The 16569-nt window shown below is 43.9% G+C and carries 17 protein-coding genes; 7 read left to right on the top strand and 10 right to left on the bottom strand.

Annotated features, from left to right (window positions below):
• Positions 1-175: 175 nt before the first annotated feature.
• Entirely contained in the window at positions 176-517 is a 342-nt protein-coding gene (locus tag K5L93_RS06450) for a 5-carboxymethyl-2-hydroxymuconate Delta-isomerase (protein WP_220718978.1), read from the top strand.
• A gap of 4 nt (positions 518-521) precedes the next feature.
• Here K5L93_RS06450 and K5L93_RS06445 read toward each other — a convergent pair whose 3' ends face one another.
• The 5 genes from K5L93_RS06445 to K5L93_RS06425 all read right to left on the bottom strand — a co-directional run bounded on the left by K5L93_RS06445 (position 522) and on the right by K5L93_RS06425 (position 7999).
• Complete coding sequence (locus tag K5L93_RS06445) at positions 522-1508, bottom strand: carboxylesterase family protein (protein ID WP_220718977.1); 987 nt, start codon at positions 1506-1508, stop codon at positions 522-524.
• A 54-nt stretch (positions 1509-1562) separates the two neighbouring features.
• Positions 1563-2243 carry a MaoC family dehydratase gene (locus K5L93_RS06440; RefSeq protein ID WP_220718976.1) on the bottom strand — a complete coding sequence of 227 codons (681 nt, stop codon included), beginning with the start codon at positions 2241-2243 and terminating at the stop codon, positions 1563-1565.
• Between the two features lie 169 nt (positions 2244-2412).
• Complete coding sequence (locus tag K5L93_RS06435; RefSeq protein WP_220718975.1) at positions 2413-3627, bottom strand: phosphoenolpyruvate carboxylase; 1215 nt, start codon at positions 3625-3627, stop codon at positions 2413-2415.
• Complete coding sequence (locus tag K5L93_RS06430; protein WP_220718974.1) at positions 3624-4283, bottom strand: condensin complex protein MksE; 660 nt, start codon at positions 4281-4283, stop codon at positions 3624-3626. The genes K5L93_RS06435 and K5L93_RS06430 overlap by 4 nt, the downstream gene beginning before the upstream one ends.
• Entirely contained in the window at positions 4280-7999 is a 3720-nt protein-coding gene (locus K5L93_RS06425; protein ID WP_220718973.1) for an ATP-binding protein, read from the bottom strand. Before K5L93_RS06425 ends, K5L93_RS06430 begins: the two co-directional genes overlap by 4 nt.
• 311 nt (positions 8000-8310) lie before the next feature.
• On the opposite strand from K5L93_RS06425, the gene K5L93_RS06420 reads away from it, so the two are divergent.
• Positions 8311-8964: a 7-cyano-7-deazaguanine/7-aminomethyl-7-deazaguanine transporter gene (locus K5L93_RS06420; RefSeq protein WP_220718972.1), complete on the top strand. Its 654-nt coding sequence runs from the start codon at positions 8311-8313 to the stop codon at positions 8962-8964.
• Between the two features lie 59 nt (positions 8965-9023).
• Here the strand turns inward: K5L93_RS06420 and K5L93_RS06415 are convergent, their stop codons facing one another.
• On the bottom strand, positions 9024-9467 hold the full coding sequence (locus K5L93_RS06415; protein ID WP_016403514.1) for a DUF2059 domain-containing protein: 444 nt from the start codon (positions 9465-9467) through the stop codon (positions 9024-9026).
• 171 nt (positions 9468-9638) lie between these two features.
• Between K5L93_RS06415 and K5L93_RS06410 the strand changes: the two genes are divergently transcribed.
• Positions 9639-10070, top strand: a complete 432-nt coding sequence (locus K5L93_RS06410) for a DUF3859 domain-containing protein (RefSeq protein ID WP_220718971.1) — start codon at positions 9639-9641, stop codon at positions 10068-10070.
• A 17-nt stretch (positions 10071-10087) separates the two neighbouring features.
• On the opposite strand, the gene K5L93_RS06405 is transcribed toward K5L93_RS06410, so the two are convergent.
• Both K5L93_RS06405 and K5L93_RS06400 read right to left on the bottom strand, forming a co-directional pair.
• A complete protein-coding gene (locus K5L93_RS06405; RefSeq protein WP_220718970.1) occupies positions 10088-10501 on the bottom strand; it encodes a VOC family protein in 414 nt (137 codons plus the stop codon).
• Between the two features lie 72 nt (positions 10502-10573).
• On the bottom strand, positions 10574-10741 hold the full coding sequence (locus K5L93_RS06400; protein WP_016403511.1) for a PA3496 family putative envelope integrity protein: 168 nt from the start codon (positions 10739-10741) through the stop codon (positions 10574-10576).
• Between the two features lie 611 nt (positions 10742-11352).
• Here K5L93_RS06400 and K5L93_RS06395 point away from each other — a divergent pair.
• The 3 genes from K5L93_RS06395 to K5L93_RS06385 all read left to right on the top strand — a co-directional run bounded on the left by K5L93_RS06395 (position 11353) and on the right by K5L93_RS06385 (position 13171).
• Positions 11353-11904, top strand: coding sequence for a cytochrome b (locus tag K5L93_RS06395; RefSeq protein ID WP_220718969.1), 552 nt, complete (start codon positions 11353-11355; stop codon positions 11902-11904).
• Positions 11905-11920: 16 nt separating this feature from the next.
• Entirely contained in the window at positions 11921-12499 is a 579-nt protein-coding gene (locus K5L93_RS06390) for a YceI family protein (protein WP_220718968.1), read from the top strand.
• Between the two features lie 336 nt (positions 12500-12835).
• Positions 12836-13171 (top strand): DUF3634 family protein, encoded by a 336-nt coding sequence (locus K5L93_RS06385; RefSeq protein WP_220718967.1) that lies wholly within the window; start codon positions 12836-12838, stop codon positions 13169-13171.
• A 41-nt stretch (positions 13172-13212) separates the two neighbouring features.
• Here the strand turns inward: K5L93_RS06385 and K5L93_RS06380 are convergent, their stop codons facing one another.
• Together K5L93_RS06380 and K5L93_RS06375 are read right to left on the bottom strand one after the other, a co-directional pair.
• The gene (locus tag K5L93_RS06380) at positions 13213-14217 is read right to left on the bottom strand and encodes a glycosyltransferase (protein WP_220718966.1); all 1005 of its coding nucleotides are present in this window, start codon (positions 14215-14217) and stop codon (positions 13213-13215) included.
• An 11-nt stretch (positions 14218-14228) separates the two neighbouring features.
• Positions 14229-15326, bottom strand: a complete 1098-nt coding sequence (locus K5L93_RS06375) for a glycosyltransferase family 4 protein (RefSeq protein WP_220718965.1) — start codon at positions 15324-15326, stop codon at positions 14229-14231.
• Positions 15327-15475: 149 nt separating this feature from the next.
• Here K5L93_RS06375 and K5L93_RS06370 point away from each other — a divergent pair, with 149 nt between their 5' ends.
• On the top strand, positions 15476-16531 hold the full coding sequence (locus K5L93_RS06370) for a glycosyltransferase family 4 protein (RefSeq protein ID WP_220718964.1): 1056 nt from the start codon (positions 15476-15478) through the stop codon (positions 16529-16531).
• The last annotated feature ends 38 nt before the right edge of the window (positions 16532-16569 follow it).

Genomic DNA, 16569 nt, shown 5'->3' with positions numbered 1-16569 from the left:
ATTCCAAATAAAAGGTTAAAAAAAGCACAGTGCTCCAAGGGCCGTGCATTATCTGAGCGAGCATACTTTATAGATGTGATCCAGATCAACAAAAGCTTGGTTTTTATAAATTGTATTACTAAATAAATTTTTCTATCGTAAAGCTTAAATTTTTAGCAAATATAAAGTACCGAAAATGCCGCATTGTATTGTTGAATATTCTCAAGACTTGAGTGAGCAAATTACTATCAGCGAGGTCTTAGCTAAGGCTTTTTATTTACTCAAAAACAGTGGTGAGTTTGAGCCCGCGGCAATTAAGCTGCGAGCCATTGCTTATCAAGATGTATTGAGTGGTTTAGACGATCACAGCTTCTTACATATTCGTTTGCATATTCTTTCCGGAAGAACGACTGAGCAAAAGCTAGCCTTAACCACTGCGCTAGTAGAAGGATTAGCTGCAGAATTGCCCATGGTAAAAAGTCTTAGCGCTGAAGTGGTAGACATTCAGCGCGACAGCTACATAAAACGAATTAGTTAAGGGTTTAACTTAGCTCAAATTTATCGAGTAGGGTGAGACGAGTCAGAGCTAGCTGAGTTTGGTTTGCTTGCTCGATAAAGCGTAAGCAACCTATTTCACAAAACAGTAGATCTTTGGCCACTGGATAAAGGGTGAAGCTTAGCTCGTTGTCTTGTAAGTCTTTACAAAGCAGCTTAAGCCCCTGTTTTTCGCAATAACTAATGCTGACATAGTCATGCTGATTACCGTAGTCACCAGCTAGGTGACTTAAATCTTGCAAACTTTGCTGTTCACTTTTTGGGCTTGGGTTAGTTTGTTCAAATAGCCAGATCCAAAAACTGCTAGTGGCGTAAAAATCGTCCCAAATATTGTGCTCATGCTGTGGGTACCAAGTGGTTTGTAGTTGAGCATGGCGTTCCATTTTACCAAGCTTGCTTGCGAGCTCTACAGAAAATTCAGCTGGGATCACTGAGTCTTTTAAGCCGTGGGCTAACCAAATCGGTAGCTGGTTAAGTCGTTGGTATAGCTCTTCGCAAACCGGGCGGGCTGGCAGGTTTAAAGACCACGGCGCTAAGCGGTTAGGATCGCCAGCAGCCAATATACTTAAAGCAGCAAAGCGCTGTGGTTGTGCTAAAGCTAAATTGGTCACGCCAAAACCGCCCATGCTTAAGCCAGTTAAATATATTTGCTTGTTATCGATGGGAAGTTGTTGTTCTAGTTGGTCGAGTAAGCTAATCAACTCGGCAATTGCCCAACCGTCGCGACCTTCTGGCACATGTGGGCTTATACAAATAGCGTCTAGGTGATGCTGTTGTAAGTAGCGATTAGGGCCAAAATTGAGCAGCGTTTCTATCTCACCGCCTATTTCCCCACGACCATGCAGAAACAGGACTAAAGGGTAATGTTTAGCGCTATCTAGCGAGCTAGGCTGACTCAGTAAATACTGGTAGGAAGGCTTATTTTGATGGGTATGTTGCTGAACAGAGATGGAATGAGAATGCGCTGTGTTCACGTTAAGCTCCTTTAACTAAACCCTAACGTGAACCATCATAGCGAGTTGTGACGACTAAAAATAGAGACGAACCACCGATTCCACTACACAAGCTGGGCGGCGACAGCCTTCAATTTCTACGGTAATTTCTTTTACTAGCTCCAAACCTCGCTTAATAGGTACCACCTTGGTTAAGCGGGTGCGTGCTCTAATCCGGTTATTTACCTTAACCGGGTAAGGAAAACGCACTTGGTTGATGCCGTAATTCACCATCATTTTTGCCGATGGATAAAGCGGTTTGTCTGGGTCAACACTCTCGGTAAGTGCAGGCAGCAAGGACAAGGTTAAAAAACCATGAGCAATGGTGGTTTTAAACGGTGACTCTTCTGCGGCGCGCTGTGGATCGGTGTGCAACCACTGATGATCTTTGGTGACATCAGCAAATTGATTGATGCGCTCTTGAGTGACATTGAGCCAATCACCAATGTGAATTTCCTCACCTAGCTGCATAGATAACTCTTCAAGCAAGGCTTCGGCTTTAGGGTGTAACTCGATGGTATCTTTAAAACTGGCTTGTTGCTCACCGTTTGAGCTTAATTGATGTTCCCTGACCCAGTTAACTAATTGACTATCATGCGCTTTATTTAGAAACTCAATCCAATGATCGCGAATTGCAGGCGATAGCCAATCTTTCAATTCAAATGGGTTTTGAGCTAGCATTTCACGTTTTTTCTTAATAAAATCAACTACTTTCATGTTTATTCTCTAATGCGTCCCAGCCCAACATTTGGCATATTCTAAAATAATGAATTAGTCAGTCAAATATTTCTGTATCTTAAACGTAAGTACTTGTAATTAAATATAGGCGCGGCTTAATTAGTCGGCAAGAATGTGCTTAGTTAACTAAGCACATTTATTAGCTGAATTAACGTAACCATACCTGTAAATCGCGAACAATCCGGTTGCCGCTAAAGATTGGGTGTGGGTCTTCGATGGGGTCAAGTGCAAAGTAGTCGCGTTGTTCTTCTGGTAGTGCATGGTAGCTGCCCCATACTTGATACAACCAGGCTTCGGCATCCCATTCTAAGTGCTGTTCTTGATAGTACTCTAAGGCCGTTTGGCCCGCAGCACTTTCTATTACACCTAACAGGTAGTTCTCTACATCTTGTTTAATCTTTTGCTCTTGCAGGGCAAACTCTTCGGCACCTTCTAGAGAAACCGCATGTTCGGTGTTGGTTTCACTCACTTTAGTATGACGTTGCAACTTGAGCTGGCTAAGCGATAGCAATAAGTCGTGTTCATGTTCGCTGTTGTGAATATCAACACTGGCCTTGGATAGCAGTGCAGGGGCTTGGTTAAATAAGCTTGCTACATCGATTTGCTGAGTTGGGTCTTTCGGGCTGAAGTCGGGATGCTGAGCATGAAATAGCTGCAAACCTTTAAGCAGGCGAGACTTACCACGTAACTCGCGAAAGCGCCCCAGCAAAGTGAGTAGGCGTGTTTGCACAACGGCCAGCTCTTGGGTGCAGTCGTAAACCGCTTGGCTTAGGTTCAACACCAAGATCCGGCGCAGCTCGCGAATATCGCCAGCTATTTGGCTCAAAGTATCAAAGTTTAATAAGGCAAGGCTATTGAGCAGTTCGCTTACTTGCTGCTGAGCTAACTCATTTTCACGGATTTTGGCGCTTAAGCTGGGCACATAACCAAACTCATTGTTGATTCGGCTCCACAATACCCGTGAGCTATGGCGCAGGCTTTCGGTGAGGCTGTAGCTGTGTTCGCTTAAATCGCTGAGATAAACGTCGGCTGCGGCTAAATCGCCAATATGTAAGGCTTCTTTGTAGTGTGCTGCCAAGGTTTTAATGGTTTCTAAGCGCGAGCCAACATTAGAATCAATTTGCCGATTTCGAGTATCACTTAAGGCTTCTTCTAATAATGAGCGCAAGTTAGAGCTTAGATGCAAACCTTCGTCGGCGGATGGGCGCCAAATAACGCCAGCTTTGAGTAAGGCATCAATTTGTTTACTGTCTAGCTTACTTTCATCTAGCTTGCCGTTAACGTAAGCATGCATCAGGCTTTCGCCATGACGCGCAAGCAGCTTAAATAGCTTTAAGCCAGCTTGTTGCAAATGTTGGTTCACAGTAAGGGCTCCTGCTGGCCAATGGCATCCATGGCTTGTTGTTCTAAGCCTAGGCCTTCGGCTTCATCAATAAAGCTAATCACTTCAAAAATGTAATCCACTTTTGCTGTGGCAATGTAGATCTGCTTTTCTTGGTTAGGGCGAACCAAATAACCTTGTTCACAGAGGCGCTTAAACACTTGCTTAAGTTGGCCATCTACTTGGCTACTGGTTGAGCCAAACAATTTGTATTGAGAAATTTTTGCCAATTGTTCACGCAGTGCTGGGGTGTCTTCCACCACGGTTTGTAACTCGCTTAAACGCAGCGCCACTCCGGCACTAATGGGGCTATCTTGGCCTTGTGCTTCTTGGCTGAGAATTAGCCACTCGGTGAGCGGCAGTAAGCTACCTGCTATTTCGCTAAATTGCTGGCTTATCACTTTGTGTTCATTATCACCTAGCTCGCGATAGGCGCAAAAATACAGTTCGCCTTCGCAAGCACTGGCCAGGCGGCGGTTAAGTACATGTAAGTGGCTGTCGATGCGCTCGCGGTTAACTTCTTCGGCTAAAAAGTGAAAACCATCTTCGTCACTCACTTGGCAGATAAATTGGCCACTTAACAGGGCTTCTAATATCCGCCCGGTTTCGCTCATGCCGGTGGCGCTTAATTTACTCATAGCTCAGCCTCCGCTTGTTTAGTACTGGTTTTGGCCGCTTGGGCTGCTTTTAGCTTTTCTTGTAAAGGATTAATCCGCGGCTGCACAACTTGCAGTTGGCGCTTGTCACGGTTGATGATGTAGCGGTGGGTGAACAAGTCTAATACTTCAGATTCTGGGTTAGGAAAAGCCCCCAGTATGCGAATTTGGTTATGGTCACAGGCATCAAAGATCTTTTTCACGTTGCTTTGGTGCAAGGTGCCTAATTCATCAATTGGCCAGTGAATGTAAGTATCGGCATTGCCACGCAATAGGCGGGTAAAGGCCAATAAGAACTTACACAAAATTAAGTAGGCCATGCCGTGGCTACTGGATTCATTAAGCTGGCGGTCGGTGCGGATCACTAGGTCGCTATTGCCCTCGCGCAGGGTGAGCTCAATCAGCAATAACCGCGATACCCCTTCTTTAAGTGCGCTGCGACCAATAATGTCTAGGGCTACCCGCATGCTGGTGGCGTAGTCTTCGTCGGGCAATTGATTAAAGCCTTGCTGCTGCCACGCTTGGAAGTTATCTACAAAGGCTTTTAGTTCATCCCAAAACTCTAGTTCGCTAATCTTAGAGCGAATTTTTACTGCTGAATCAGATACGCCATCTAGGCTTAAGTCTTCACCAATTTCGCGGGTAATTCGGCGACTTTGACTCAAAATTCGTTGGTCGATGTCGCTTAAGTTTTGGTAGAAGCTGCTAATGCTCATGCCTAGGTTGCGACCGTGATCGATTAGGCCTTGCACTTTTTGCGGCACTAAACCGTTTAACAGTTCAGATAGGTGCGGCACTAACTCACGATAGGCGAGGGTGCTTTCTCCTTCTTCGTTGGTGCGCCGGCATGCGGCACGTGAACGCTCCCAAGTTTCGCTTAAGTCTGAGCCAGCCTGTTGTGCTAATAGGCTATCAAAATGGCGCACCGATTCATTTACTTGCTCAAGCTGCTGGTTGCGCTGCACAATTTGCTGCTCGGCTTGGCGGGCTCGCTCGGCGGGTGTACCGGCAGCTTCTGCTGTTTGGTCTGCGTGGTTTTGCTTGGGTAAAGCCAAGAGTTTGATTTTTCGCAATAGGTTTTGAGTTTGGCTGTATTGTTGCTGTAGCTGTTCTAGCTCTTGTTTAAGCTTGCTAAGCTCAGCTTGCTGGCTATCGCGCTGTTGTTTGAAGTGAGCCAGTTGCTCGTTAAGGGCTTGCTTAGCACTGCTTTGTGCTTGGCGAGCATTAGCAAGGGCATCGTTAAGTTGTGGTTTTTGCTTTAGCCACACTTGTTGATGCCAAATTTTGTATTCGCTTACTTCATCACGATATTGTTCGGCGTCTTGAATTTGTTGATTAAGTTGGCGCTTTTGCTTGGCTAAATCAACAATGAGCTGGTCATCTAAGCCCTGTGCTTGCAACTCGCCGCGATACCATTGTTCCGACTGTTTTAGCGCGTCTTTCGCTTGTTTTTGGCGATTGCTAATGGCGTCTTGGGCTTGGCTTAGTTGCAAGGCTAGTGCATCAATTTTTTCTTCCCACCAGGCCATTTTTTCTAGCTTGGCTTCTTGGTGTTGTTCGCGTAACTCGTCTAGGTATTCTTGATGCTGCGTTTGCGCATTGTCTAAATAAGCTTTTAGTTTAGTTTGCTTTTCTAGTCCAACACTTTGGCGCTGTTTAAGGGCGCTAGAAAAACTTTCTTTAAGCAATTGTTTTTCTTCTTGCAGGCGCTTTAGTTGATCTTCGCTATTATGATGTGCTGCGGTGGCTTCGGCGACTGACAAATCTTGCTGCTGCACCGCTTTGTTGGCATCACTTAAATTGATTTCAGCTTGCTTAAGCTGTTTTTGCGCCTCGTTAAAGCTTTGCTGGATTTGCTCAATTTGCTGTTTAATTTGTTCTTCGGTGGCGGCGCATTCTGGGGCATCGATGGCTTTTAAGTCTATGGCTAGACCAAATACGCTTTGATGGTTGGTTTCGCTATGAGGTTTTAAATCACGACGTTTGAGCAGCCCAGGATTAATGAATTTACCGATGCTTTGCTCCCACTGCGGGTGCTCGCTACGTAAGTGCGCCAGTAGGCTGCCATCGGCTGGTTGTAGGTTGTCTTTTAGCTCACTTAGCTTTTGTTCTAGCTGGCGAGATTGTTGGCTAGCGTTGGCCAAGGCTTGGTCGGCTTGTTGGCGCTGCTGCTTTAGGTTATGCAATTGTTGGTTGTGTTGGCGTACTTGCGCAGATAACAATTGTTGTTGTTGGTTGGCCTCATCGAGGCGATTATCCATGATATTAAGCTGGCGGCTTTCTTCTTCGGTATAGCCCATTTGCAGGGTGCCCGCTTCTAGCTGAGCTAACTCTAACTGCTTTTTGTGCTGCTGTTGTTGGAAGCTTTGCTCAATCTGGCTAATTTGTTTTTGTTGCTGCTGCTGTTCGTTATTTAGTTCAGCTTGTTGCTGTTGCTTCTCTTGGTTGAGCTGTTGCTGCAGCTGATCTTTGTTTTTATGCAGTTTGTTTAATGCCGAGTTTAGCTGCTCGTTGATTTCGCTTTTGCGTTGGTTGAAGTGGGCTTCAATGTCGCTGTGTTGCTCGGTGAGCAGCTGGTGGCGTTCGCTAACTTCTCGCACTTGCTCACGCCAAAGTGGTAGCTGCTCAACCGCGCTAAGTGCTTGCTCGATGTTTTTATCTTGCCAAGCTTGGTAATCGTCTTCGATGTGATTAAGTTGCTTGTCGAAACTTGATACATCGGCATTGGCACTAGAGACAGCTTGGTTAAGCTGTTCGCGTTGATTCTGCCACTCTTGCTCTAGTTCATTTAACTGTTGTTTTAATTGGTTAAGCTGGCGTTGGCTATGTTCACTTTGGCTAAATAGCTGTGCTTCATCGTTTTGTAGGTGTTTGTCTAATTGGTTTAGCTGCGCTTCGCTGCTAAGCAGTTGTTGGTTGATTTGCTCTAGTTTTACGAACTTAGGGCGGATCGCTTCAAACTGCTGGATTAATCGGGTTTCTTGGATCCACGCTTGCGCTTTATTGGCATCTACCCAAGTTGGTTTTAAGGTAACGCCTTCTTCTTCCAAAATGGCGGCAATCATCGATTTGATGGTTTCCATTTTGCCTTCTTTGGAGTGCACTGCTTTAGCTAGCTTTTCAATGTGGCGCAGGCCGTGTTTCGGATCGCACATAGAAAACTGGCGAGCAAACGCTTTTAAATCGCTGTCGCCAGCATTTTGTAAGCTGCGATCGTTTTGAATAATTGCCCGAAATTCTCTGGTATTAAGAAAGCGGGTGGTGGCCAGCGCCGCGCCGTTGTACTCTTGCTTCTTAAGTTTTTGGCCTAGTTTAGCAGGAGCCAAAAACCAAGTACCTTGCTCGTCTTGTTTGTCGATAAAATCTTCTAGTTCAAAAGGCTTACCAATAAAGCGGTATTTTACCCCTTGGTCTTCACGGCCCGATGACAAGACTACTTGGGCTACTTGGCCATTGTATTGCTGGTACTCGTAGATGATGTAGCTGGCTTCTCGTGGTAGGTACCAGCGCTCGAAACTGTCGCGGGTACTTGGCACTACGCGGCTGGGGTATTCGCCATAAAATACCGGAATAAGACGCTGTAATGTGGTTTTACCTGAGGCGTTAGTTCCACATATATTGCTGTGTTGGTCGAGTTTAAGTTCTACCACACCTTTTAGGTGAGTATCGATCAAGATGATCCGCAATAAGCCAGACAAAGTGCATCCTTTTAAATTAACTAAACGTAGCACCCACTGCTGAAGTAAGTGCTGCTGCCATAATCAAACAACAAACCACAGATAGGTTTGAACGCGGGCAGGGCAATAGCTCAGTTTAACCAAGAACTGACAGTGAGCGAAGCTTTGAGAGGTTTGTTTGCTTAAAAACTGTTAGTTATCACCAAAAAAATCAAATAGCGATGATTTCTTGACTAATCGTTTAGTTATTGCAGTTAGCTAATAGTTATGGAATACTCCGCCGCCCTTGGGTTCTCTCACCCCCAATTAACAAAAAGATAGGTAGTTCTATAATGTGGTTTTTACAGTTAACTGAGGCCGAGCGCCGCAGTGTTATTATTCTCGCTTTATTCCATATCGTTACTATTGCTGCTAGTAATTATTTAGTGCAATTGCCCTTCACCATATTTGGTTTTCATACCACTTGGGGCGCGTTTACCTTCCCATTTATATTTCTAGCCACCGACCTTACCGTTCGCTTGTTTGGTGCCTCTAGGGCGCGCAAAATTATCTTTACTGCAATGCTGCCAGCCTTGTTGGTAAGCTACATTGTGTCGGTATTGTTTTACCAAGGTGACTATCAAGGTTTAGCCGGCTTGTTAGCCTGGAACGCTTTTGTTGCGCGTATTGCTTTGGCTAGCTTTTTGGCTTATTCGGTAGGTCAGTTATTGGATGTAAAAGTGTTTGATCGTTTACGCCAACTTAAGCATTGGTGGGTAGCACCTGCGGGCTCAAGTGTGTTTGGCAACTTGGTGGATACTTTCTTGTTCTTTGCAGTGGCCTTTTATGCCAGCAGTGACGCCTTTATGGCTGAACACTGGGTCGAAATAGCCTGGGTAGATTACGGCTTCAAACTTGCGGTTAATCTTGCTTTGTTTGTTCCGCTATATGGCATGCTGTTACACTTTTTGCAGAGCCGTTTAAAAGCTAATAAAGCACTAGCCTAAAGCTTGTTATTGTAATGCCAGTTTGTTGTTGCTGGCATTACAACATGATGCGCCGTAGCTTAGTTACCAGTTTGTTGTTTTTGTTTGGCTGCGGCTTGCTGCAACATTTCCTCAAGTTTTTTGTGATGCCCCTTAGCCACCAAAGCGCTAGCTAGCGCACTTTCTCGAATTAATGTAGCGTTTAGCTCTTGGCTCTTTTTGCCAACCGGGGTTTTATAAAATGCGACTAATTGCTCTAGCTCTTCATCAGTAAAGTGTTTTAGATAAACCTCAGCAATCTTTGGTTTCATCTCTTCCCAAGTAAGATAGGTGTTTGCCCACTCGTCCAGTACTGGTCGAAAGTTCTCTAAAGGAGGGTTTTGACGAATTAGTGCTTGATTGAGATTGTTACGAATTATCTGCATTTGCAGTTCGCTGTCGTTGAGCTCTAACAACTCATTAATGGGGGCTGCTTGCAGTGAACAACTGGCAAAAACAAGGGCTGCTGTCAGTAGCTTTTTCATAGGTTCATCCTTGAGACAATTTAGCTGGCGGCTTAAAGGCCAAGCTATGATTCATTTATGCTTTTAGCCTACACCTTAAGTAAAGCGGGGGAAAGGATTGTAATGGCAGCTAAAGCTAGGTCTAAGGTAAAATAGACAATTAAGATATTCAATTAGAAGAGTTTTACAGCAATGGCCAAGGCGAAACCCCAAGTTAAACTGCATAGTTATGGCATTTATAATAAATGGGATAGCGATGCCAAAGCACTGCCGCAGGTTAGCCAATTTACCACCCAAGTTGAAGCTCAAATAGATGTTGAGTTCGGCTTGATTATTAATATTAAGAAAGCCAAGGGCCAGAAGATTCGCTATTGCATCTACCACCCCAATATCCCAGATGAAGATGGCGAGGTTATGGCTCCTTTTGATGGTGAAGAGTATATTCGCAGCAACGATTGGGATTTTTATTTAGGTGATACCATTTGGGCTCCTATTAGCAATAAGCTAGGAACTTGGCGCATGACCATTGAATTAGCTGGAGAGATAATTGCTGAGAAGTCGTTTGAGTTGTACCAAGAGAGCCCCGGTGACCCCGCGCAGTTTTTCCGCAAGCGAGGTATGTGAATAACATTATCAACTTCTTAGTTGAGAGGGCAATTTAGCATCCAGTTGATGCCAAACTGGTCGCACACTCTAGCAAAACGCGCTTGCCAAAACGTATTTTGCAAACCCATAGTGATGCTGCCGTTTTCAGAAAGCTTTTCGAATACCTGTTGTTGCTCGGCCAAGTCTGAAAAGTTTAAGTTGAGCTCGATATTACCCGCGTTTTTTAGCCGCTCTACGGGCATGCCATCGGATGCCATAAATTCCAGTTCTCCGGCTTTGAAGTGACAATGCATCACTTTATTCAATAATTCATCGGGAATGGGTATGTCGGTTTGGTTATCGCTAAAGCGCATTAACGCCATAACTTCGCCTTTAAAGCAGTGCTGATAAAAAGCTAAAGCTTGTTCGGCTTTACCTGAAAAATTAAGGTAGGGAATAATGGCTTGCATAGCTAAATAGCTTGTTGTGATGGCAATAGAAAGGGGGAAGTGCCATCACTTCCCCCTTCGCGATTACTGTAACTAGTTATAGTCTTCGTCTATGTAGCGTTCTAATTGTTTCCGCTCGTTGTATTCGTCGATGCGGCGACGAGCACGTGCTTTGTCCCGCTGGTTTTTATGACTTTTTGCGTTATGGACTAGGTCTTCTTCATCCCATTCGTCCATATCATCAAAGCGTGATCGTTTCATAAGCCTACTCCAAGCTTTATACCAATCGTACTAAGTAACTGTTCATTCTACCTGGTTAAAATACTCGATAACTGCGTTAGAATTTTTGATTGTAGAATAACTACTTATCGAAAAATCCTGCCTTATTCTCGAGTATTTTTCCTGCGCTATTTCTGAGCTCTCACTTAGTGTGATTGGTATTACTCTATTGGGTCCACATACCTAGTGTTTTGTACCCAACGTGATTTCTTCTCGCGGCTGCGAGACACGCAAAATGTGCAGTAAAAAGTATAGTAGGTAAAATGAATATTTTATTACTGTAATGTGACGTTAGCCTGCTGTAAACAAGCTATGCCATAGCGCATAGGCAACTTTCCACTTAGCTGATTAAATCTTAGTTTTTAAGGCGCTTTTAAGCTTTATTTAGCACTATGCTTTAAGACTAAAAGTACAAATAAACTAAGATCTTTTGCTGATGTTTTGTTGCTTTTTTGAGAGAGAAGTAAAACTTTGAGCGGTTTTCTTTCTAATTGTTCGAATGATTTTTCACATAAAATTCAATTTTTTTCATTGTGAATTTAAGCGATGCTAGTTTCATCGACGTAATATCAGAAGATATTTAAGGGGACCGAGTGAGTATTCGCAATACCAAACAGACTTATGGATGGGTAGCCATTGTTATCCATTGGTTGGTGGCATTAAGTGTTTTTGCTTTGTTTGGGCTAGGGTTATTTATGGTTGATTTAAACTATTACTCTAGTTGGTACCAAACCGCCCCGATGATCCATAAAAGTGTTGGGATATTGTTGTTTATGTTGATGCTATTCCGACTGATTTGGAGAATGTTGAATCCACATCCAGAGTCTCCAGCTAACCATAAAGCTTGGGAAAGGCAGGGAGCTAAAGTCGGCCATTGGCTACTTTACGCACTATTATTTTGTTTAATGATTTCGGGTTACCTAATTTCTACCGCCGATGGACGTGCCATTGTGGTGTTTGAATGGTTTGAGGTTCCCGCCACCATTACCGGTATTGCTCAGCAAGAAGAGCTGGCCGGCGATATTCATGAGATTTTAGCTTGGGCATTAATTGTATTGGCTGCAGGTCATGCCTTTGCTGCTCTAAAACATCACTTTATAGATAAAGATAACACCTTAGTTCGAATGCTTAAGTCGACTAAATAACCTAAAGGGACAGACAATGAAAACACAACTTAAAGCCGCATTATTGTTAGCCAGTACAATGGGCTTAGCCTTACCGGCTAGCGCTGCCGATTACACCATTGATACTCGCGGTGCACATGCTTCAATTAACTTTAAAGTTAACCATTTAGGTTACAGCTTTGTAGTAGGCCGCTTTGATACCTTTAGTGGTGACTTTAGTTACGACCAAGCGGCGCCAGAGGCGACCACCGTTAGCGTTAAAATTGATGCTACTTCGGTTAACTCTAATCACGCTGAGCGTGACAAGCACATTCGCAGTAAAGACTTCCTAGCAGTAGATCAATACCCAGAAGCAAGCTTTACCAGCAGCAAATATGAAGCGAATGGTGACGAAGGTGGCAAGCTTTATGGTCAGCTTACGCTGCGTGGCGTGACAAAAGACATCGTAATTGATGTGACTAAAGTGGGTGAAGGTAAAGACCCATGGGGCGGCTATCGTGCTGGTTTTGTTGGCTCAACAGAATTAGTGATGAAAGACTTTGGTATTCCTACCAATCTTGGTCCTAAATCTACGACCGTGGCAATGGACTTAGTGATCGAAGGTATTAAGAAGTAAGTTGAACGTTCTCGCTGTCAACTTCGGCAGCGAGTCTTTTCCTTCCGCCTATTTTTCACTCTTAATGAGCTGGTTTTCTGTACGTTTAACTTATTTATCTAGTTAACTATTGTTCGCTTTTGTCAAATTATTGAAAATGTTTTCATGGTCTTGCTTGTAAAGATTTTGTTGATCAAGCTATCAAAACAGGCATAAATTACTGATAGTAATCAAAATATTGAACTTAAACCTAGTCAAGCGATGCGCTTAATATTACCCTTGCTGAGTTTATTCATTTCAGGCCGAATAAGGCTTTGATTTTATTAGGCTAGCAACTCAACACAGGGAGTGTTCCGTTTGACTATCAGTATAGTGATTGGTTTTATTGCTTTAGCAGTTTTGGTGTACCGTTTGAGGCATATTCATTACACCTTTGTGTGTGAACTGCGCTCCGGAAAAGTCACCGTGGTTAAAGGGCATGTACCAAGTTCATTCATCCACGATTGTCGTCAAATGATGCGCGGCCGCAAGGTTGTTGGCTTGGTAAAAGGTATTAACAGTGACGGAAAAATGAAGCTGCGCTTTTCTTCCTCAATCACCCAATCTGATCAAATTTATATGGAGAAACAATTTCCTCATAAATTGTATGACAGTAAAGCTTCAGATATAAACGGTAGTGTCTCGTTAGACTAACATTATACAAAAATAAAATAGCCCGGCTTTGCCGGGCTTTTTTATTTGGCTTTAGAAAACATACTTAGTGGAGCGGGGGAGGCTTTTTGCTCCACACCCTGGATGGGATCCCAAACTGGCTTAACAAATGAACGAAGTTTGGCTGCAATGCGAACTGCCATGTTGGCTCCGTTAACCGGAATATATAACCAACGAGCAAACAAGAATACCTTGCGTCTAAATACCCACAAGTACATCGCTTGTTCGGAATAGAAACGGTATCCCCAGCGCTCTTCAAAAAGACGTGAAGAGGCTTCGGTATATTTAGGGTGCCATCGGAAGAAGAAGAACTTCATATCGTACCAAGCCATTCTGGTGCCTAGATTATCAAAAATAATGATTGATTCAGGCTGAGTGACAATTTTGTAACCTTTTTGACGAAGTTGAATGCCTATATCGATGTGTTCGCGTATTACCATATCTGGCAGCTCAATGTCTTTTAAGGCTTTAGTGCTAAACAGCACGCCATGTAGCTCGAACATTTCACTTTCTTGGATACCTTGAGGAAGCTCCTCGGGTAATGAGCGGCGAAAAGACTTATGTTCAATAAGGTAATCTTCACCCTGATAATCAATAGTGTGTACTGCATTTGTAAATAGGTGATTACGTAGTTCCGCGCCCTTATCAACTCCTTCTTTCTCGAGTGTTACCGGGTTTACCACCGCAATTTTTGGATCGCTGTTGGCTATCTCTAGTAAGGGTGGGAGCCAATTAGCAGTGACGTTGGAGTCATTATCAAGAAACATTACGTACTCTGTTTTTATAAGAGGCCTTACTTGCTTCATAGCTTGAATTGGTGAGATTAATCCGTAACTTATCAATTCGGCATTTTGGTGTTGAGCTAGCTCTTTTTTGATTTTTTGCTTAAGTGAACTTGGATAATCTAAATCGATGACTTTGAGTTCAAAGTGCTGCTCGGTGCATAGATATAAGTTGCGAATACAATTAATGATGCCTGAGTAACGGTCTCGCGGGGTAATTACAACGGTTATCGAATTCTTGTCCATGCTGCTCTCGCTTAAGCTTCCTTGAGAAGTCGGTTAAAAATACCTAAATAATTGTTAATCATATGCTGTGTATCAAATTGCGAGCGAATGCGCAGCGCTGCGGCCTTCCCAAGCCTTTCTCGTAGCGCTTTGGAGTCAATCAGCTTAGCTATAGTGTTTGCTAATAGCTCGGGCTTTGCTGCAGGTACCAAAAAGCCGGTTTCGCCGTCTATTACAATATCGGGGATACCTCCAACTTTAGTGGCTACCACGGGAGTATGATGCAAGCCAGCCTCAATAAATACTAGACCAAAGGCTTCTTCTAAAGAAGGTTGTACAAAAATGTCTGCAGCCTCCATCCATGCAGCGGTATTACTAATTTGCCCAAGAAAATGCACTTGTTCTTGCAGTCCTAATTTATCGCGATAGCGTAGCAGTGCCTCGCTTTCTTTCTTAGAACCGCTACCGGCTATATATAACTGACAGTTATTCCGTTGTGGCAATAGCTTAAACGCTTTTAGCGTATCTTGATGGCCTTTAATTCGCCCTAGGTGGCCTGCACTAAACAAAATAATTTGATTTTCGGGAAGCTGAAGATTTTTGCGCGCTTGAGCAGGTTGCAAAGGTGCAATTTGGGTATCGACTCCCGCATGATTAGCTAAGCAGCGTTGTTCGCTTAAACCCAGGTTTTGTATAAGCAACTGCCTGCGTTGCTCGGAAACTGCAACGAAGCAGTTGGCTAAGCGCCTTAAAATGCGATTTATTCGATTTTCTTGGTAGTAGCGTAAAATTGAACGATGAAAAGTAAGTACAGTAGGCACATTGCACACTTTGGCTGCCAAACCTGCCCAGATCATGCTGCGATCGCAGTGACAATGAACTAAGTTGATCCGGTGTTTTTTGATTAATCTGACTAAGTTGTAAAAAATACAAGGGCCGTCAAAAGCCTTGGTGTGCAGCACTTCTAGCTGGTCGGGTTGTTGAATACTACTGTGAGGTGCTTTAAAACTTACCGGCAGCACAAACACACCGTTGTCTCTTAATCCCGCTACGGTGGTAATGAATCTAACTGTGCGACCGCCTCGTTCGAGGCTTTGTACCACTTCAAGTACTCGCAATGAAGAATCCATTCTGGTAAATCCTTTGATGAAAATTAACAAATTCTTTGAGTTAGAGAGTGATCCTTCACCCCTAACTGGCTTATCATAATGCCACTAAGGATAGTCAAGTAAGTAATGATATTGTGAATAGCGTGTTAAGTAAAAAGATATCTCATGTTGTGAGCAGTTTACAGGTGGGAGGAGCAGAACGCTTTGTTATTGATTTATGTGTAGAACAGCGTGCTCAGGGAATGGAACCTGAAATTATTTCTTTGGGGCATCATGATGACCCTCTTGTGGTGGTGGCTGAGGCTCTTAACTTAAAAGTGACAGTCATCCGTGGCATGAAAGGCCTAGTGCAATTACGCTTATGGCAAGCTTATCGGCGCCACCCTATCATTCACATGCATTCACCTTCAGCCGTTATGTTGTCCCTACCTATCTTGCCGTTTTGTTTAGAGCGTAAAATTGTTTATACCCGCCATGGCGCAGCGCGATTAGCGACTAACCGTTGGCGTAAAGTGCACCGTTTTGCCCGCCGGTTTATCGATAGCATTTGTTTTGTTTCGGAAGAGGGTCAGCAAATCTTTCACGAAGAGCACGGTTGGGAACATGTAGATTCTTCGGTAATTGATAACGGTATTGCCATGCCGGAGGAAAAAGATATTGTTCCTCATCCGCAAGATGGGCGTTTACGTATTGGCTCAGTAGGGCGCTTAGTAAGCCTTAAACATCAAATTAGTTTGCTTGAAGCTGTTCGCTTATTGCCTAAGGGGACACAACAAAAGGTTGAAGTGCACTTTTTTGGCACCGGCGACCAGTTGGCTCCGCTGCAAGAGTTTACCCAACAGCATTTAGCTAATGCCGAAGTCGTTTTCCATGGCATGGTCAGCGATCGCAGTAAAATTTATAACTGTTTCGAATTACTGGCGATGACGTCAAGAACCGAAGGCATGTCCTTGGCCATTATGGAAGCTATGGCGTATAAGCGAGCAGTGGTTGCTAGTAAAGTGGGCGGTAATGGAGTACTGGTACAAGAAGATCTAAACGGTTGGTTATTTGATTATGACGATAGCAAAAAACTAGCAGAGATAATTGAAAAAGCCTTAGCTCAGCCAGAGCGCTTAATCGAGTTTGGGCGAGCTGGACGACAACGCGTGTTAGAGGAGTTTTCGCTGCAACGAACTCAGCAGCAATATCAGAAGATTTATGAGGATTTTGGTACCAGCATATAGCATTGGCTCATTTACGCTATTGGCCTAGCTCGATACTA

It is taken from the genome of Agarivorans litoreus (genome assembly GCF_019649015.1).
GTDB classification, from domain to species: Bacteria; Pseudomonadota; Gammaproteobacteria; order Enterobacterales; family Celerinatantimonadaceae; genus Agarivorans; species Agarivorans litoreus.
This window is presented reverse-complemented; position numbering and strand designations above follow the sequence as displayed.